The following is an 18,081-nucleotide window of genomic DNA, read 5'->3' as shown; positions in this document are numbered from 1 at the left end:
TCATCCGGATCGATGCGAGCAAGACTGCGGGCTCCGCGGGTCGCCGCAGTGGCCGGCATCCTGTTTTCGCTGCTGCTCCTTGCGGTATTCCTGTTGATGCGCGGCTCCGTGCCGGCCGATCCGCTCGAACCTGGAGCATGGCTCGAGGGTGGAACGGGGAATGTGGCACTGGCCCTCAATCTGGTGCCCTTCGCCGGCGTCGCCTTTCTTTGGTTCGTCGGGTTTCTTCGCGATCGCCTCGGCGCGCAGGAGGATCAGTTCTTTGCGACGATCTTCCTCGGCAGTGCGGTACTGCTGCTCGCTATGCTGTTCACCGCCGCGGCCGTCATCGGCGCGGTCATTCTTGCCTTTCACGCAGCACCCGGAACGCTGATCAATTCGGCGACCTTCCATTTTGGCCGCGGCTTGGCCTATGGAATGGTCAACGTCTACCTGGTCAAGACCGCTTCGGTTTTCATGATCACGACGTCGACGATTGCACTCTACACCGGCCTGACTCCCCGGTGGCTGGCGCATGGGGGTTATACAGTGGCGGCGATATTGCTGATCGGCAGTTATTTCATCGATTGGAGCCTTGTCGTATTCCCATTCTGGGTGCTCTTGGTGAGCGCGAATATCTGGTTTGAACGGGACCACGGAGCTCAGCAAGCCCCCTGACGCGGGTCCGTCAGGTGCGGCTGGCACTTCAAGTTCACCGCCACGTCAGCGCTACGTGAGCTTCAGAACAAGATGGACCGTTTGTGGATCCCGGGTCGAGACGGGTTTAAAGCCGAACTTGCGGAACACGTTCAGCATCGCCGCGTTTTCCGGCAGGACTTCCGCGGTCAGTTCCTTTAGCCCGGCATGACCCGCGAGCTTGATGAGATGGCGCATCAGCATCGAGCCGATCCCGCGCGCCTGCCAGGAATCGATCACCATGAAGGCCATCTCGGCCCGCCCGGGCGCGAAGACGATATATCGGCCGCCGCCGATGATGACCTTCCGGCCGGCTTGCTCGGCGAGTACCGCCAACGCCACGTGGTTGCTGAAGTCGATGTCCAGGAAGAACGCACGCTCCTTGTCGGAGAAATGGCGTTTCATCACGAAGAACCGGCGCTGGAGCGACCGGGCACTGGTCTGCTCCAGCGCCGCCAGCATGTCGGCTTCATCATCCGGCCGGAGCGCTCGAATTTCGACCGGCCGACCGTCGCGCGAATTTTCGTGGGCGATGTAGTTGGCGAAATCCGACATTGAGAGGCTTTCCTGTCTTACGCCGGGGCAGCGATCTCGACCGGCGTCCATGAATGAATCCGTCGGGCAGCCCGCGTTCGCTTGATCTGGATCAAGACAGGCGCGCGAAGGCGCCAGCTACGCTTGGTCGCAGCAGGCACGGCTAGAGGATAGAGGCGCGGACGTGAAAACCCTTCGTCAGCTTCTTACCGGAGAGGAAATGGTCCAGCTCCTGATCCGGCTCGGACTGCTCGGCTTGTTGATCTTCTGGACATTCGTCCTGATGCGACCGTTTGTGCCGATCCTGGCATGGGCTTTCGTGCTCGCGGCTGCACTCAATCCCGCGTTCGTCCTGCTTGCCAAAATCCTCGGCGGACGGCCGAAGCTTGCGGCGGCCGCGCTCACACTGATCAATCTTGTCATCGTCATCGGGCCGGCGGCTTGGCTCGGCCTGAGCGCGCTGGATGGACTCAAGGACTTCGCCGGACGGTTGACCACGGGCGATCTGGTGCTCCCTTCGCCTCCCCAGGCCCTCAAGAGTTGGCCGCTGATAGGATCGCAGCTCTATGAGCTGTGGGACCAAGCTACAACCAATCTCCGCTCCGTTCTGCATCAAGTTGCGCCGCATCTGAAAAGCGTCGCGGCCACTTTACTTGCCTTTGCGGGCGGTGCTGGCCTCGGCGCGATCAAGTTCCTGCTTTCCGTGGTTGTGGCGGGCGCCATCCTTCCGTTTGGATCGCAGCTTGTGGCGGCCGGGAGGGGTTTTCTGTCGCGGATCGTGCCGGACCAAAGCGAGCATTTTCTTGACTTGGCCGGTGCAACGATCCGTGCGGTGTCCCAAGGCGTGATCGGCGTCGCGATCATCCAGTCGCTGCTCGCCGGTGTCGGCTTCAAGATGGCCGGCATCCCGAGCGCCGGCCTGTTGGCGCTCCTGGTCTTGCTGCTGTCTATCGTTCAGATCGGTGCAACGATCATCATTCTGCCCGTGATCATCTGGATCTGGACCGACAAGGACATCACCACGGCACTCCTGCTGACGTTGTTCCTTGGGGTCGTCGCCATTCTCGACAACATCCTGAAGCCGCTGCTGATGGGGCGCGGGCTGACGACGCCGACACTGGTCATCCTGATCGGCGTGATTGGCGGCACGCTTGCGCACGGAATTGTCGGCCTCTTTGTCGGGCCGATCATCCTGTCGGTGGCTTGGGAGCTCGCCGTGGCCTTGGATCCGATCGGATCGGGCCAGCTTGCAAGTAACCGGCGAGCGTTGACCTAAATCAACGTCCTGCACCGCAACTCACCTTGTATGAGACGAGATACCAGTGAGGTCGGATCAACATGTCGACGGAAACTCCAAACCTGCCGGGCGGTGCTATGTCCGGGCTTGTCGCCTCGGCAGTGGAATACATGGTCGATGCAGGGCAACGGAGCGTGCTGTTCCTGGACATCATGCGCCGGCGTGGCGACCAGTACCGTGAACACGTCGCCCAGACGGCGCCGCATGTCCTGCAATATGCCGCTGAATTGATCATCGACGGTCGCAAGCTGGATGAACCGGTCAACTACGCGCTCGTCCGCATCATTCCGCCCGCGGGCGTCGAGATCGATCCGGAGCGGCGGCCGTTCATCGTGGTCGATCCGCGCGCCGGGCACGGTCCCGGAATTGGCGGGTTCAAGGCCGATAGCGAGATCGGCGTTGCGATGAAGGCTGGGCATACCTGCTACTTCGTCGGGTTCCTGCCGGAACCGATGCCCGGGCAGACCATCGAACGCATCGCGCGCGCCGAAGCGCGGTTCATCGAGAAGGTTATCAGCCTGCATCCCAAGGCTGACGGCAAGCCCTGCGTGATCGGCAATTGCCAGGCTGGCTGGGCCGTCATGATTCTGGCGTCGCTGCGGCCGGAGCTGTTCGGGCCGTTGATCATCGCCGGCGCTCCGCTCGCCTATTGGGCGGGTGTGCACGGCAAATATCCGATGCGCTATTCGGGCGGCCTGTTGGGCGGGAGCTGGTTGACCGCGCTGACCAGCGATCTCGGAGCCGGCAAGTTCGACGGCGCCTGGCTGGTGCAGAACTTCGAAAACCAGAATCCCTCGAACACGCTGTGGACCAAGCAGTACAATGTCTATTCCAAGGCCGACACCGAGGCCGATCGCTACCTCGAATTCGAGCGCTGGTGGGGCGGACACGTCAACCTGAATGCCGAGGAGATCCAGTTCATCGTCGATGAGCTCTTCATCGGCAACAACCTCGCCGCCGGCAAGATCGAGATGTCCGACGGCCAGAAGGTCGACCTGCGCAACATCAGGTCTCCGATCGTGGTGTTCTGCTCCAAGGGCGACAATGTCACCCCGCCGCAGCAGGCGCTGGATTGGATCCTCGATTGCTACGCCGACGTCGACGAAATCAGGGCCTACGGGCAGACGATCGTCTACACGGTTCACGAAAGCATCGGCCATCTCGGCATCTTCGTGTCCGGCGGGGTCGCCAAGAAGGAGCATGCGGAATTTTCCAGCAACATCGATCTGATCGATGTGCTGCCGCCCGGACTTTACGAAGCGACCTTCGAGGCCAAGGGCGAAGAAACCACAAGCTCCGATCTCGTCGTCGGCCAATGGGTGATGCGCTGCGAAGCACGGACACTCGACGACATTCGTGCCATGGGCGGTAACTCGCCCGAGGACGAGCGGCGCTTTGCCACCGCCAAGCGTGTCTCGGAGCTCAATCTCGCCGCCTACAAGAAATTCGTCCAGCCGTGGATCAAGAGCATGGTGACACCGCAGATGGCGGAAACGATGCGCAATCTGCATCCGCTGCGGCTCCAGTATGAGGCCCTCAGCAGCCATAATCCGTGGATGACGGCAGTTAAGTCGGCCGCTGACGACATAGAAGAGAGCCGCAAGCCGGTTTCGAAGGACAATCCCTTCCTGGTATTTCAGGAGCAGATGTCCAAGCAGATCGTGCATATGCTGGATAGCTGGCGCGACTCGCAGGAGGCGCTGAGCGAGGCGATCTTCCTCAACGTCTATGGCTCGCCGGCGCTGCAGGCGGCCGTCGGCATCGATCCGAAGGCCGAGCCATCGCGCAGGCGCGAAATGCCGCCCGAACACCGTGCAATGCTCGAGAAGCGGATCGCGGAACTGAAGTCCAAGATCGGTGACGGCGGCCTTCGCGAAGCGGGAATTCGTGGCCTGCTCTATGCCGGATCGGTGCGAGGGATGGTCGACGAACGCAGCCTCGAGGCGCTGCGCAACTTGCGCCGCCAGGATACAGGTGCGCGCATGACGCTGTCCGAGTTCAAGATGCTGGTCCGGGAGCAGTTCTTCATGCTGCTGCTGGACCAGGAGGCTGCGTTGGCGGCAATATCTAAATTGTTGCCCGAGAATGCCAATGAACGTCGCGCGGCCTTTGCGGCGATCCAAGAGGTGCTGTCAGCCAGCAGCGAAATTTCGGGTGAAGTCGCCAATCGTCTCAATCGTGTTGGTGAGTTGTTCGGCGTCGATGCAGGGGCGGCGTCGAAAGTTGCCCCTTTCGATCCCAAGGCGAAAGCGTCGTAACACCGGTTGGAAGGGACGGCATCATGTCAGCCGACACGCAGTTACCCAGCAAGTACGACCGCCTGATCGCGGCGGCCAAGGCCGTGCCTGCGGTCCCGACCATTGTCGTGCACCCTTGCGATGAGACTTCGCTGCGCGGCACGGTCGAGAGCGCAAGGGCTGGCATCATCCGGCCGATCCTGGTCGGTCCCGAGAGGAAGATCAGGGACACTGCAAGCAAGCATGGTCTCGACATCTCCGGCTTCGAGATCGTCGATGCCGCGCATAGCGAGGAAGCCGCCTCCAAGAGTGTCGAACTGATCCACGCTGCCAAAGGCGAAATGCTGATGAAGGGCAGCCTGCACACCGACGAACTGATGCGCGCTGTCACTGCAAAAGTGGGCGGCCTGCGCACCGATCGTCGCATCAGCCATGTGTTCGTGATGGACGTGCCGGCCTATGCCGAAACGCTGTTCGTGACGGACGCGGCGATCAACATCTTTCCGGACCTCGACGCCAAGCGCGACATCATCCAGAACGCAATTGATCTCTATAACGAGGCCGGGTTCGGCAAAACGCCCCGCGTGGCGATCCTGTCTGCGGTCGAAACCGTCACCACCAAGATTCCGTCGACGATCGAGGCGGCGGCGCTCTGCAAGATGGCTGACCGCGGCCAGATCACCGGCGGTGTGCTCGACGGGCCGCTGGCGTTCGACAATGCGATCGACCTGGAGGCAGCACGAATAAAGGGCATCAAGTCCGAGGTCGCCGGGCGGGCGCAGATCCTGCTCGTTCCCGACCTCGAGGCGGGCAATATGCTGGCCAAGAACCTCGCTTATTTTGCCAAGGCCGATGGTGCCGGTATCGTGCTCGGCGCCCGGGTTCCGGTCGTTTTGACGTCGCGCGCGGACTCGGCGCGCGCGCGAATGGCATCGTGTGCCGTGGCGGCGCTCTATGCCAATGCGCGACGCCAGCGTGCTCCAACAGTAGCTGCGTGATCGGCATGGATACCATCCTCGTCGTCAACGCAGGTTCCTCAAGCGTAAAGTTCCAGATCTTTTTGGTCGAGGGGGAGGGCAGACTGCGGCGGCAGATCAAGGGCCAGGTCGACGGAATTGGCAGTCGGCCGCGCTTGCGGGCAAGAGGTGTGAGCGGCGATCCGCTGGCTGACCGCGCCTATCCGATTGAAGCCATTCCGGATGTCCCGGCCGCAATGGGCATCGCCGGCGCATGGTTGCGAGACGAGCTTCGCATTCACCCGATAGCTGTCGGGCATCGCGTGGTGCACGGCGGTCCGGACTTCGACCGGCCGGTCCTGATTGACCACGGGGTGGTCGCCCGCCTGGACCGGTTCGTCAGCCTCGCACCGCTGCATCAGCCGCACAATCTGGCGCCGATCCGCTCGATCCTCGCCGGCTTTCCGGCATTGCCGCAGGTCGCCTGTTTCGACACTGCGTTTCACCGCACGCACAGCGCGGTCGCCGATCATTACGCGATTCCGCGTCAGCTCCACGCCGATGGCGTGCGGCGGTACGGCTTTCACGGCTTGTCCTACGAATACATCGCAAGAGCCTTGCCACAGGTCGCGCCCGATATCGCGAAGCGCGGGGTGATCGTCGCCCATCTCGGCAGCGGTGCCTCGATGTGTGCGCTGAAGGAAGGGCGGAGCATCGAGAGCACCATGGGCTTTCACCGCGCTGGATGGTCTGCCGATGGGAACGCGTCCCGGTCAGATCGATCCCGGCGTCGTGCTCTATCTTCTATCCGAGAAGGGAATGTCGGCATCGGACGTGCAGAATTTCCTCTATCGTGATTGCGGATTGAAGGGGCTCTCCGGCATCAGCAACGATATGCGGGAGCTTGAGGCCAGCGAAGACGCCAACGCCAGATTGGCGATCGACTATTTCGTTTATCGGATCGGACTCAATGCCGGCATGCTTGCAGCCGCGTTGCAGGGGCCGGACGCCTTCGTCTTCACGGCCGGCATTGGCGAGAACTCCGCAACCATCCGCGCACGCGTGGGAGAGCAGCTGGGATGGCTCGGTGTCACGCTGAATCCTGCCGAGAATTCCCGCCACGCGTCCCTCATATCGGGCCCCGACAGCCTCATTCCGGTCTATGTCGTGCCGACCGACGAGGAATTGATGATCGCGCAGCACACGCTGTCGCTCCTGATCAACAGGCCATCGCCGAACCCCAAACAAGCGAGGGTGTCATGATCCCAGTATTTCCGGATACCAAGGTTGCCCTGAAAGGGAAAAAAGGCATCATCGTCGGCATCGCCAACGATCAATCCATCGCTTGGGGCTGTGCAAGGGCATTTCGAGCGCTCGGGGCGGAGCTTGCGGTTACCTATCTGAACGAGCGTGCCCGGAAGCACGTCGAGCCGCTTGCGCAAGCGCTCGAAGCGCCGATCTTCATGCCGCTTGACGTGATGGTGGAGGGGCAGACCGAGGCGGTGTTCGAGCGGATCGGAAAGGAATGGGGACAGCTCGATTTCATGCTGCACTCGATCGCCTTCTCGCCAAAGGAAGCGCTGCACGGACGCGTGGTCGATGTCGGCCGCGATGGCTTTTTGAAGACGATGGATGTCTCGTGCTGGTCGTTCATGCGGATGGCGCATCTGGCTGAGCCGCTCATGAAGAACGGCGGCACGATGTTCACCATGACCTATTACGGCAGCCAGATGGTGGTCGAGAATTATAATGTGATGGGCGTGGCGAAGGCGGCGCTTGAGGCTGCCGTCCGTTACATTGCTGCCGAACTGGGGCCGAAGGGCATCCGCGTGCACGCGATCTCGCCGGGGCCGCTCGCCACGCGGGCTGCGTCAGGCATCCCCGAATTCGACGAGCTGATGGACAAGGCTCAATCGAAGGCGCCGAGTCGTAGCCTCGTCAGCATCGATGACGTGGGCAACGCCACGGCATTTCTGGCGCTCGACGGCGCCAAGCTGATCACAGGCGGAGTGCTCTATATCGATGGCGGCTATCACATCATAGATTGAGCGTGATTGGCGCGCGTCTGGCGCGCACCGCTCAGCGATAGTGCAGGGCGATCAACTCGGCGACGCAGGCAGGCTTCTTGCCGCCTTCGATCTCGATGACGAGATGATAGTTGACCCGTAGGCCGTCGGGCGGCACGTCCTCCGTCTCGGCGACGGTGACGCGGCCGCGCAGCCTGGAGCCCGCCGGCACTGGGGCCAGGTACCTGATCCTGTCCGCGCCATAATTGAGGGTATTGCGCAGTCCCTTCAGGCCCATTACCGACCGGATGAACATCGGCGCGAGCGCGAGCGACAGCAGGCCGTGCGCGATCGTGGTGCCGCCGGGCAACTCCTTCTTCGCGCGCTCCTGGTCGACATGGATCCATTGCTCGTCGCAGGTCGCCTCCGCAAAGCGGTTGATGCGATCCTGGGTCACCTCGACCCAATCGCTGGCCCCGATCTCAGTGCCGACGGCGGATTTGATCTCGTTGAAGTCGCTAAATATCCGCATGTTCGTTCCCTGCTCATATCTTCATTTCGGGGACAGTATCGGGAATCACGAGTTCGGCGTCCGTGACCGCCATGACTTCGCCGACGCTGACGCCGGGCGCGGTTTCCAGCAGGGTGGCCTTGCCGTCGGGGAAGCCGATCACCGCGAGGTCGGTCACCACCAGGCTAACCGCCCGCGCCGAGGTCAGGGGCAGGTTGCATTGCTTGACGATCTTCGATTTGCCCTTGGCCGCGTGCTGCATGGCGACGATGACGCGCTTCGCGCCGCTCACGAGATCCATCGCGCCGCCCATGCCCGGTACCATCTTGCCGGGGATCATCCAATTGGCGAGATGTCCGTGCGCGTCGACTTGCAGACCGCCAAGCACGGTGACATCGACATGGCCGCCGCGGATCAAGGAGAAAGACATTGCGCTGTCGAAGGTCGAGGCGCCGGGCAGGGCGCTGATTGGCCGACCGCCAGCGTCCGTCAGCAACGGATGCGCCAATCCCTGCTCGGGGATCGGCCCGGTGCCGATCAACCCGTTTTCCGACTGAAAGAACACGTTCAAGCCAGGTGGAACGTAGTTCGCGACCAGCGTTGGAATTCCGATCCCCAGATTAACGAGATCGCCGGAATGGAGTTCCTGCGCGACCCGCCGGGCGATGATCTCCTGTGCGTCCATGCTTTCACCCGTTCGGGTTCGTAATGAGATAGTCGACCAGCGGCGCCGGCGTCACGACATGGTCGGGCCCGATGACGCCGACGGGCACGATGTGCTCCGCCGTCACGATCACGGTATCGGCCGCCATCGCCATAACCGGATTGAAGTTGCGCGCAGTCAGCGCGTAGGAGAGGTTGCCGAGATAGTCGGCGAGAAAGGCGTGCACCAGGGCGAACTGCGCCCGCAGTGCGGTCTCGAGCAGGTACGGCTTGCCGTCGACCTCGATCTGGCGCTTGCCCTCCGCGACCAACGTGCCGACGCCGGTCGGCGTCAGGACGCCGCCGAGACCGCATCCACCGGCGCGAATGCGCTCGACGAACGTTCCTTGCGGAATGAGATCGACGGCGACCTGGTTAGCGAGCATTTGCTGCTGTGCCTTCGGATTGAGCCCGATATGGGTCGCAATGAGACGCGACACGAGCGCAGCATCGAATAGTTTGCCGACGCCTTTGCCGGGCACCGTCGCGTCGTTGCTGACGATGGTGAGTCCGCTCTTTTGCTGCCGCACCACCTCATCAAGCAGGCGCTCCGGCGTTCCAACACCCATGAAGCCGCCGACCATGACGGTGGCGCCGGCCGGGATCATCGCGACAGCTTCTTCGACGGAAACGGCCCTCATGATTGTAACTCCGGTCTGCAGGCGATCAAAGAAAGGCGACGGTGAATGAATGTTGGCGTGCCATCACCACGCTCCATTGATCTGCATCAAGGCTTCTCATCATTCGCGAACGATGACGCCGACGCCTTCGAGCGCTTCGCTCCAAAGCTTGCGCACTTCGGCGTGACGTTTTTCAAGAGCCGCGTTGACGGCCTCGCGAAATGGCACGAGTGCCGAACCCTTGAGGAACAGGATTTGTGCCTGCAGGAGTCGGCCGCTTTCGAATTCGATGCGGCGCAGCGCCATCATGAAGGGGTCGCTGGCATTGGCTTCTAGCGGGAGCAAGGCTGCCGGCCGTATGCCGGCATGAACGGCATGTGCAAGCGTTGCGAGATCGAGCGCCAGCGCCAGGGGACGATCCGGAATCTCTTCGGGCGGCCGAGGGAACCATGCCGTCTCCCACGACATCGCCATATAGCCCAGCGCGACATCCGGCACCCACGTGGTCGCGCGCAGCAGCAGAGAAACGATCTCCGCCTCGTGGTAGAACTGCGCGTTCAATTCGGTCTGCCAGGCGGATTCCAGCTTCGGGGGCAACGCAAATGCGAACTGGCGTGCCAGTGCGCCATGGGCGGAGGTCAGGAACGCGGCGGCGCGCGTCTGCTGACGCGGCGGCACGCGGCCTTCGGAGTCGAGCGGCCCGAAAAATGCGCTCATTGGGTCGTTCCCTGCACCGGGATCGCGCGTAGATGATCATAGCCGGCCGGAAATGGAACGAGCTCGCCGCCGGCGTCCTCCGGAGCGATCCAGACCGCCTTGTTGCCGTGCCAGCGACCGGCCAGCACATCCTCCGCGAAACGCGCGAGCAGGTCCGCGGTCAGCGCCGGTTTTTCCAGCGTGAAGGCGTGATAGGCTCTCGGGATGATCACCAGCGAGCTGTCGGGGATATGGACGCGCAGCGTCTCGTGCAGTGCGCGCGGCGTCAGGAAGTCGAATTCGCCGTTCAGGATCATGGTCGGTACGCTGATCGACGGCAGCTGCGGTGTCAGCGGCTGGAAGTCGAGGAAGGACTCCATCAGGTTTTGCAGGGCGTAGACGTCGTTGACCAGCCATCCCTGCCGCTTCACGCTGTCGAGCTTGTCCAGCACCGGCTCCAGCCACTGATCGGAGACGTTCATCGGCAGCAGCAAGTCCTGTAGATAGCCCGTGCCGCCGAGGATCAACCCGGTGCGCAGGGCATTGCCGAGCAGGAGGAGTTGCGGCGGAAGTTCCGCGAAGCAGCTCATCGGCACCAGCCCTGCCAGCCGCTCGCCATGCGCGACGGCATAGCGTAGCGCGATCAGGCCGCCGAAGCTGATGCCGCTGAGAAAAACGGGGACCTTGCCGAGCTCGCCGATCAAAAGATGAAGCGCTGCGACCTGGTCGTCCTGATTGATGAAGAGGGCGGGCTTGTCGGACTCACCTTGGCCGAGCAGGTCGAATGTCGCGACGCGAAAGTGACGCGTGACGAGGGCGTCGCGATAGGCCGCCCACAGCTCGGCATATTGCGTGAGTCCGTTGACCAGCACAAAGGCGGGGGCATCCGTCGGCCCCTCGAGCTCATAGCGTATGCGATATGAGCCGTGACTGAGAAAGGGCATTGCGGCGGTCCGCACCAGAGGAATGACAATAAATACTCGTCCATGAAAACGGTAATCCCTTGAGCTATATCAACGGTCGACCGAGACGCCGTACCTAGCCTCCTTTCAAAGCTGCCAGGAGGAATCGGCCATGACCGCAAGAAATTTTGCAAGGCATTGCTTTGTCAGCGTGCTCCTGTTGCTGATCGGCACCGCCCTTGCAGTTGCGCAGCCCCTTACCCGCCGCTCATCGCAGATGCAGCATGATGAGCTCAAGAAGACGATCGAGATTGCCAACTTCCGCCTCGGCGGCAAATACGATCTGAGCGATCCCTCGAAATGGGAGAATGGTGGCGAGGGCGGCGTCACGCTGGAATCACTTGATGCCGGCAAGCTGCATAGCGCCTACATCGCGGTCGGCACGCCACGTCGCAACGCCGCCGGCGAGATCACCAATGCCGTGATCATCAATTCCTATTATTCCGGCGATTCCACCGACATGTACGAGCAGTGGGTCAAGGGCGCTGCCCTGTCGGGCGGTGTGCCGATCATTGGCCCGGGTCGGCCGATCGATACCGATCGCTACTACGTCGTCATGGTCGATCCGCTCGGCACCTGGGGCGCAAGCAAGCCGTCCGACGGCCTCGGCATCAAGTTTCCGCAGTACAGCTACTACGACATGGTCCAGGCGAACTACCGCATGCTGCGCGACGGCTTGAAGATCGCGCACGCCGCGCTCATCACTGGCGTCTCGATGGGCGGTACGCAGACCTATGTCTGGGGCGTCATGCATCCGGATTTTATGGGTGGGCTGATGCCGATCGGCGGCACCACGCAATCGGACGCCGAAGATCCGGTCGGCAACTGGACGTTCCAGTTGATGACCGCTGCCATCGAAGCCGATCCGGTATGGCAGGCCACGAAGGGCGACTACTATGAGCTGCCCAAAGAGAAGCATCCGATGCTCGGCGTGGCATTCGGTTGGTCGGTGCTCGGCTTGACGGGCTATGATTTCGGCTTCCGAACGACGCAAAGCTTTTCGGCAGTACAGCCGGAAGTGTTTTATTGGGACCCACCGAACGAGAAGGCGGGCAGCAGCGTGATCACGCGCGCCAAGCTGTATGACGCCGTTGATCTCGTTTGGCGTAACCGCGTTGGTGAGGCACACAACGTCAATCCATATCTCGGTCGCATCCAGGCCCGTACCCTGGTGATGCACATCACCAACGACCAGTGGCTGAACTACAAGCTGGCCGAACGCGCCGTCGATCGGGTCCCCGGTGCACAGATCATCGGCGAGGAAAGCCCAGTTGCCCATTACGGCGTATTCCCGATCATCAACCACCGGAAGAACGACCCGAAATTCGTCGCCTTCATGGATGATGTGGCGAGCCTGGACCGGGCGCAGACGTACGTCGACAAGAACTATCGCGTGCCCGGCGTTGCCGAGAACATCGACCCGACCAAATCGTTCTGGAAGAACTATGTGACCTATCCGTATCCGGTCAAATACGCGACCGCGAAGGACAAACGTGGCACGTCCTGGCAAATCGGCTACATGGACGAGTACGCCGGCACCGACAAGGACCCGAAAGTACTTGTCATCATCCATGGCAAGGGCGCGTTCGCCGGGCATTACGGCAATGTCATGCAGTATGCTTTGCGCAGCGGGTTGCGTGTCATCGCGCCCGATCTGCCGCATTACGGCATGTCCGGGCCCGGCAATCTCGACAAGAGCCCGGCGCGCACCATGCAAGACATGCGCGAGGTCATTTATGACCTCGTGGTCAACCAGCTCGGCGTCAAGAAGGCGTATTATCTCGGCCACTCGCTCGGCGGTCAGTTCGTGATGGGCTACGCCCTGACCTGGCCGGACGCAGTGCAGGGTCTCGCGCTCGAGGCGCCGTCCGGTCTGGAGGAATATCCGCGCGACATCACCATCGCCAAGGACAAGAGAGCGCGGCTGTTCGATGAGGCCTTCGGCCGCGACTTCGACAAGTGGAAGCAGGCCTGGGACCAGACCGGCATCCTCGCTTCGGAGATGGGGCGTTCCGAACAGAACATCCGCGACTTCTTCTATTTCAAGAAGCGCGATCCGGACACCAACGCCGTGTCGGCTGCCAAGAGCGGCTATTTCTTCAGCGACAGCGAATATGCCCGCTTCCACACCGAGCAGCGCGTCGGGCTGACCAAGGGCAATCCCAAGGAGCTGGAGCAGTGGTGCAACGTCTTCATCTTCGACGTCTACACGATCGGGGCGGAGCTGCAGCAGGATGATCCCAAGAACTTGTACGAACGGCTTACCCAGATCAAGGCGCCGATCTTCCTGTCGTTCGGCGACAAGGAGCCTTTCATCCCGACGCCTGCGTTCAACGGGCTGACGGACCTCGGACGCGACGTCATTACGCCGTTCATGTCGCGCATGACCAATGCCGGCAACCGGCCGATCCTGAAGATCTACCCGGAGACCGGGCATTTCATCCATACGGATAATCCGGTGGAGTTTCCGGTCGACGTCGTGGACTTCGTGACCAAGGGAACGGTCGATACCAGTTCGCCGCTCGGCACCGACCGCATGATCAAGGGAGCGGTGGTATCGGCATTGCCTGTGGCGCCGACGCCGGCCGGTGCGGCGCCGACGGCCGGCCTGAACAAGTAGGCCAGGTCATGTCAACGGTGCAGGCGGGTGAAGTGCGATTGGGTTGGCGGGAGTGGGGCAAAGGCGACACCACCGTCGTCTTCATCCACGGCAATCTCGCCAGCAAGGATTGGATAGAGCTCGCCGCGCCGCTCTTTCCCATCGGCCTGCGGGTGATCGGGATCGACTGGCGCGGCTGCGGCGACAGCGATCGGCCGCAGCCCGCGGCCGACTATTCCAACTATTCCATGCAACAGCACGCAGAGGACATGCTGGCGGCGCTGGATGGGTTGGGTATCAAGTTCTGCCATCTCGCAACCCATTCGACCGGCGGCATCATTGCCGCGCGGATGCTGGAGATGCACCCGCATCGGTTCGGGCGCGTACTCGCGCTCGATCCGGTGACGCCGCTCGGCATGGCCTTCAATGCGGACCAGATCGGCCTTTTCCGTGCGATGATGGCAAGCAAGGAGCTGACGCGGACGGTTATGGCCACGGCGGCGTCTTCGCTGTTCGTGCCGGACAGCATGGCGCCGAATGCGATCCCGCGATTCCGCGACGGGCTCGGGGATATCCAGGCGCTGTTCGACCGGATCATCGAACAGACCTTTGGCGTCTCCGAAGGAATTTGGATCGGAACGCCGGTCAATCTCACCCGTGAGCGGGAGAGTGGCGAACTGGAACGCCGCATGCGGGACATCCGCCATCCACATCTGGTGCTGTGGGGTGAGCGGGACGGCTGGATTCCGCCTTCGGATCTTCGTGCAATGGCCGAGGCGATGCCGGATTGTCGGCTCGTCATCGTACCCGGTATCGGGCACTCAATGAATCTCGAGCTGCCGGCCCTTTACGCCGGCTATTTCGGCGCCTGGTTCGGGGGACTTGCCGCGTAACTGCAAACGAGCAAAGGAGCATTGTCATGCCAGAGATCAATCCATCCGCCGACAAGATGCGCGCGATGCTGACCGAAACACTCGACCGCCTCCGAAAGGCCAATGAGGAGTATTTTGCGCTGCTGGAGAAAGGCTTGAGTTCCTCGCCGCTGCCCATCGCCGACCAGGCCAAGCAGTTCTGTCACTTCATGCAGCGCAACGTTACCGCGACGTTCGACCTCGGCGACAAGCTCGTCCAGGCTAAGGACATGCAGGACGCGCTCAAGACGCAGTCGGAGTTCTTCCAGGACCAGATGCGAGCACTGACCGACCAGGCCAAGAACATGGGCGAGACGGCCATGAAGGCTGCAAGTGGAATGTTCGGCCACAAGGGCTGAAGCTGTAGAGACATCGGAATTGGAATCGTCCAGCTGGCCTGGCGCCGCGTCGGTGCTCGGTCAGATCGCGAGAACGTAGGGGAACTTCATGGCAGAAACGACGAAACTCTCGGTCGAGAAGGCGCTCGAAAAGCTGCGCGGTGGCGATCGGCTGAAATCGAGGGATCAGCAGCTCGATGAAAAGACCGAGGCCCTGAATGAAGAGGTCAGGCGGATGCGAGCGCAGAGATTGCGTCTTGACCAAAGCAAGCCTAAACGCAGCTGAGGCTTGACTGGTCCATATGACGCTTCAATTCCTGGTCGGCGCCGTCGTCAGCGGGATCAACATCATGATCCACGCGATGGTAACTGTCGGCGCCATCGGCATCGCCCGGTCGGCCGGGCTACGCCATACGGCGTGGCCGAGATTGCATCTGATGGCCGTTATGGTCGCGACTGCGACTGCCTTGATGATAGCGCACACGCTCGAGATCCTGGTATGGTCGCTGGCATATCGCATTTTCAGGGTGGCACCCGCCGGTAGCGATCTGATCTATTTTGCCTTCGTCAATTACACCACGCTTGGCTACGGCGACATCACGCCGGTCGAGGCGTGGCGCCTGACCGGGCCGATGACGGCCATGAACGGCATCCTGATGTTCGGCTGGTCAACCGCCGTCCTGTTCGAAGTGTTGCGCAAGACGCTCGAGCATTTGGCGGCGATCGCCGCGCCGGACTTCAGTTCTGAAGATCGAGACTAGAAGCGCGATGGGGTCAGGTTGAATCGTCATCGCACTTTAGCTCTTTGTTTGAGCATGATCTTTTCGGAAAACCGCTTCACACTTTTCCGGATCATGCTCTAGCCGCAGCCAGTTGGCGGTAGTCGAAAATCGCATCAACGGCTGATATGGGTTCTTCGACCTCGGTTCGCCCGCATAATCGTTCGTGCAAGAAAAGGCCCCGGCAGAATTCTGCCGGGGCCTTCTGATTATTGGTTCTCGACGATCAATATCGGGCGACGACGGGACCGCCGAACCGATAATTGAGATGGATGGTCAGCAGGTCGACGTCCTGGCTGATTCGATTCTGGGCGCCGGCCACAATCGGATTTGCGACCGAGAAGGAATTGTTTGCGTCGCCCATAAACAGCCGGTCGTACTCAATGCCGACGGACCAGTTCGGCGTGAAGCCATAGTCAAAGCCAACCCCGAGTGCGCCGCCCCAGCGAGTGGAAGTCGCAGATGCGACCCCGACTCCGCCAAGCGTGGTCCACACGTCGTACCGGTTGCTGGTCACGGCAGCGCCGCCCTTCAAATAGAGCAGGGCCGCATTCCAGGCATAGCCAATCTGACCGGTGAAGAGCCCGTAGGCGTCCATCTTTGTCGTTGTTGAAAAGGCCGGGTTGACCAGGCTCAGGCGAGAGCTTTTCAGATCGGCCCAATCGCCTTGCCCTTCAAGGCCGAAAACGGCCTGACCCATCTGCCAACGGTAGCCGATCTGACCGCCGAAAACTCCGCCCGATCGCGTGCTGCATCCATCAGGAATGACGCCACCGGTCACGGGAACGAAGCCCCAGCAATTGCGGCTCTCGCCCCACCCGCCATTCGCACCGATATAGAAGCCGGTCCAGTCATACACGGGGGTCAACATGGGGGGTGGCGCCTTGACCGGGCGCGCTGAAAGATCGGCAGCCGAAGCGTGGCCGATCAGGCCCAGCGACACGGCGAAGGCTGCAACTAGTGAAATTCCCTTCATCTCATTACTCCGTAAAGCGCAATTGCGTTGATCTATTCCGCGAGCCTAGTTCGCGAGCAACAAGATCCATGTGTCAGAATGGCAACACTCAATCAAAAGCTGCGCATTGCAAATATGACTGCGACACCAATCAGGTCGTGAAGGGTTTGCTTGCCGCGGCGCTGCTGCTCAGTCCGCACGCTCGTCGGACGTTTGCGGCGCCTCGCTCTCTCCATTGCAACTCCAGCTAAAGATGCGTTCGGGAGAGATGAGTTGCTTGGGGGTGTGAGGATTAATCGTGCCGGCGAATACAAGGCGGCCTTCGGCGATTATGCTGCGAGCGAAGCTCCGGGCATCGGCTTCGCTTCGAAAGGTTCTCGTCTCTCGCGGGCTCCGTTTTTTGGGCAAAGTACCGACCTTGCGGACTTCGAAGGTAACGTACCATCGTGGCGGCGATCTCACATCAAGTGATCCCGAACGATACGATGCGGAGGCGAAGATCTCGCAGCGATCGGGCCATCAGGCTTCAGCTTTGAAGGTCGAGGTGAGCAAGCTGCACCCGGTCCAGCAGAACGATCTCGCGCTGGGTGCTGCCGATGAATCCGAGAATGCCGAGCTCATGCAGCCGCGATAGCGCGCGAGACACGGTCTTCCAGTGTAAGGCCGAGATAGTCGGCGATATCGCGTCGCGACATCGGTAGCGCCATGATGCCCGCCGCGGTCAGTCGCTTGTCCATCTCGATCAGGAAGGCGGCAACCCGCTCCAGGGATGTCTTGCGTCCCAGCAGCAGCATATGGTCTTCCGCGTGCCGCAAACTGGTCGTGGTCATGCTGAGCAAATTCTTCGCAACCACTAGGTCGTGGTCGGCGACCAGTTCAAGGCTTTGTCGCCTGATCAGACGAACCGTGGTCTCGATGATTGCTTCCGCCGTGAACCGATGCGAAGCGCTATTCTCGAGCCCGAAGATGTCGCCGGCGAGATGAAACGCACCGATCTGCCGTCGTCCATCCGCGAGCAGCTTGTAGCTTCGAACTGCACCAGACTTGACCTGATAGACGTACTCGGCGGACTCCTTCTCGCCGTAGATTTCAGTGCCCCTCTTGTAGGTAAACTCGCTCAAGCTGACGATCGGATTTGAATCGCTGGTCATTCCAAAGTCGCCAAGGGAATTGGCGCGCCCTGTCGGGCCTGTCGCGATGCGCACTAACATGACCGAACTCCTGAACTTCGCAGAATTCCTTCCAGATGCACCGTGAACGCGCCGCGCTTTTCTCTCCCGCATCAGTTGATCTGCGGCGTCCG

Annotated in this window: 18 protein-coding genes and 2 pseudogenes; 12 read left to right on the top strand and 8 right to left on the bottom strand. The window is 61.4% G+C overall.

What is annotated here, in order from left to right:
* Window positions 1-48 precede the first annotated feature (48 nt).
* Window positions 49-657 (top strand): hypothetical protein, encoded by a 609-nt coding sequence (locus tag ACVWW1_RS23250; protein ID WP_224924580.1) that lies wholly within the window; start codon window positions 49-51, stop codon window positions 655-657.
* A 51-nt stretch (window positions 658-708) separates the two neighbouring features.
* Here the strand turns inward: ACVWW1_RS23250 and ACVWW1_RS23245 are convergent, their stop codons facing one another.
* Window positions 709-1,230 (bottom strand): N-acetyltransferase family protein, encoded by a 522-nt coding sequence (locus ACVWW1_RS23245; protein ID WP_456657568.1) that lies wholly within the window; start codon window positions 1,228-1,230, stop codon window positions 709-711.
* A gap of 274 nt (window positions 1,231-1,504) precedes the next feature.
* Between ACVWW1_RS23245 and ACVWW1_RS23240 the strand changes: the two genes are divergently transcribed.
* The 5 genes and pseudogenes from ACVWW1_RS23240 to fabI all read left to right on the top strand — a co-directional run bounded on the left by ACVWW1_RS23240 (window position 1,505) and on the right by fabI (window position 7,747).
* A complete protein-coding gene (locus ACVWW1_RS23240) occupies window positions 1,505-2,485 on the top strand; it encodes an AI-2E family transporter (protein ID WP_456657567.1) in 981 nt (326 codons plus the stop codon).
* 62 nt (window positions 2,486-2,547) lie between these two features.
* On the top strand, window positions 2,548-4,764 hold the full coding sequence (locus ACVWW1_RS23235; protein WP_456657566.1) for a DUF3141 domain-containing protein: 2,217 nt from the start codon (window positions 2,548-2,550) through the stop codon (window positions 4,762-4,764).
* Window positions 4,765-4,787: 23 nt separating this feature from the next.
* Window positions 4,788-5,741: a phosphate acetyltransferase gene (locus ACVWW1_RS23230; protein ID WP_456657565.1), complete on the top strand. Its 954-nt coding sequence runs from the start codon at window positions 4,788-4,790 to the stop codon at window positions 5,739-5,741.
* A gap of 5 nt (window positions 5,742-5,746) precedes the next feature.
* Window positions 5,747-6,962 (top strand): annotated as a pseudogene (locus tag ACVWW1_RS23225) (acetate/propionate family kinase).
* Window positions 6,959-7,747: an enoyl-ACP reductase FabI gene (gene fabI, locus ACVWW1_RS23220; RefSeq protein WP_456657564.1), complete on the top strand. Its 789-nt coding sequence runs from the start codon at window positions 6,959-6,961 to the stop codon at window positions 7,745-7,747. The pseudogene ACVWW1_RS23225 and the gene fabI overlap by 4 nt, the downstream one beginning before the upstream one ends.
* 31 nt (window positions 7,748-7,778) lie before the next feature.
* Here the strand turns inward: fabI and ACVWW1_RS23215 are convergent, their stop codons facing one another.
* The 5 genes from ACVWW1_RS23215 to ACVWW1_RS23195 form a co-directional block, all read right to left on the bottom strand.
* A complete protein-coding gene (locus ACVWW1_RS23215; protein WP_176529366.1) occupies window positions 7,779-8,237 on the bottom strand; it encodes a MaoC family dehydratase in 459 nt (152 codons plus the stop codon).
* 13 nt (window positions 8,238-8,250) lie between these two features.
* Window positions 8,251-8,901: a 3-oxoacid CoA-transferase subunit B gene (locus ACVWW1_RS23210; RefSeq protein WP_176529367.1), complete on the bottom strand. Its 651-nt coding sequence runs from the start codon at window positions 8,899-8,901 to the stop codon at window positions 8,251-8,253.
* A gap of 4 nt (window positions 8,902-8,905) precedes the next feature.
* Complete coding sequence (locus ACVWW1_RS23205; protein WP_456657563.1) at window positions 8,906-9,559, bottom strand: CoA transferase subunit A; 654 nt, start codon at window positions 9,557-9,559, stop codon at window positions 8,906-8,908.
* Between the two features lie 99 nt (window positions 9,560-9,658).
* Window positions 9,659-10,216 (bottom strand): hypothetical protein, encoded by a 558-nt coding sequence (locus tag ACVWW1_RS23200; RefSeq protein WP_456657562.1) that lies wholly within the window; start codon window positions 10,214-10,216, stop codon window positions 9,659-9,661.
* A 35-nt stretch (window positions 10,217-10,251) separates the two neighbouring features.
* Window positions 10,252-11,178 (bottom strand): alpha/beta fold hydrolase, encoded by a 927-nt coding sequence (locus ACVWW1_RS23195; protein WP_456657561.1) that lies wholly within the window; start codon window positions 11,176-11,178, stop codon window positions 10,252-10,254.
* A 130-nt stretch (window positions 11,179-11,308) separates the two neighbouring features.
* Here ACVWW1_RS23195 and ACVWW1_RS23190 point away from each other — a divergent pair, with 130 nt between their 5' ends.
* From ACVWW1_RS23190 to ACVWW1_RS23170, 5 genes are all read left to right on the top strand, one after another.
* On the top strand, window positions 11,309-13,816 hold the full coding sequence (locus tag ACVWW1_RS23190) for an alpha/beta hydrolase (protein WP_456657560.1): 2,508 nt from the start codon (window positions 11,309-11,311) through the stop codon (window positions 13,814-13,816).
* A gap of 8 nt (window positions 13,817-13,824) precedes the next feature.
* Window positions 13,825-14,688 (top strand): alpha/beta fold hydrolase, encoded by an 864-nt coding sequence (locus ACVWW1_RS23185; protein ID WP_456657559.1) that lies wholly within the window; start codon window positions 13,825-13,827, stop codon window positions 14,686-14,688.
* Window positions 14,689-14,714: 26 nt separating this feature from the next.
* Window positions 14,715-15,065 (top strand): phasin, encoded by a 351-nt coding sequence (locus tag ACVWW1_RS23180; protein WP_173638436.1) that lies wholly within the window; start codon window positions 14,715-14,717, stop codon window positions 15,063-15,065.
* A gap of 88 nt (window positions 15,066-15,153) precedes the next feature.
* Window positions 15,154-15,330 (top strand): hypothetical protein, encoded by a 177-nt coding sequence (locus tag ACVWW1_RS23175; protein WP_207832549.1) that lies wholly within the window; start codon window positions 15,154-15,156, stop codon window positions 15,328-15,330.
* 16 nt (window positions 15,331-15,346) lie between these two features.
* Window positions 15,347-15,805, top strand: a complete 459-nt coding sequence (locus ACVWW1_RS23170) for a potassium channel family protein (RefSeq protein ID WP_207832547.1) — start codon at window positions 15,347-15,349, stop codon at window positions 15,803-15,805.
* A gap of 244 nt (window positions 15,806-16,049) precedes the next feature.
* Here the strand turns inward: ACVWW1_RS23170 and ACVWW1_RS23165 are convergent, their stop codons facing one another.
* A complete protein-coding gene (locus ACVWW1_RS23165; RefSeq protein ID WP_456657558.1) occupies window positions 16,050-16,799 on the bottom strand; it encodes an outer membrane protein in 750 nt (249 codons plus the stop codon).
* Between the two features lie 397 nt (window positions 16,800-17,196).
* Here ACVWW1_RS23165 and ACVWW1_RS23160 point away from each other — a divergent pair, with 397 nt between their 5' ends.
* Complete coding sequence (locus ACVWW1_RS23160; protein WP_456660845.1) at window positions 17,197-17,412, top strand: hypothetical protein; 216 nt, start codon at window positions 17,197-17,199, stop codon at window positions 17,410-17,412.
* Here the strand turns inward: ACVWW1_RS23160 and ACVWW1_RS23155 are convergent.
* Window positions 17,305-17,989: pseudogene (locus ACVWW1_RS23155) on the bottom strand (helix-turn-helix domain-containing protein). The gene ACVWW1_RS23160 and the pseudogene ACVWW1_RS23155 overlap by 108 nt on opposite strands.
* Window positions 17,990-18,081 lie beyond the last annotated feature (92 nt).

The organism is Bradyrhizobium sp. JR3.5, from assembly GCF_054057015.1.
This window is presented reverse-complemented; position numbering and strand designations above follow the sequence as displayed.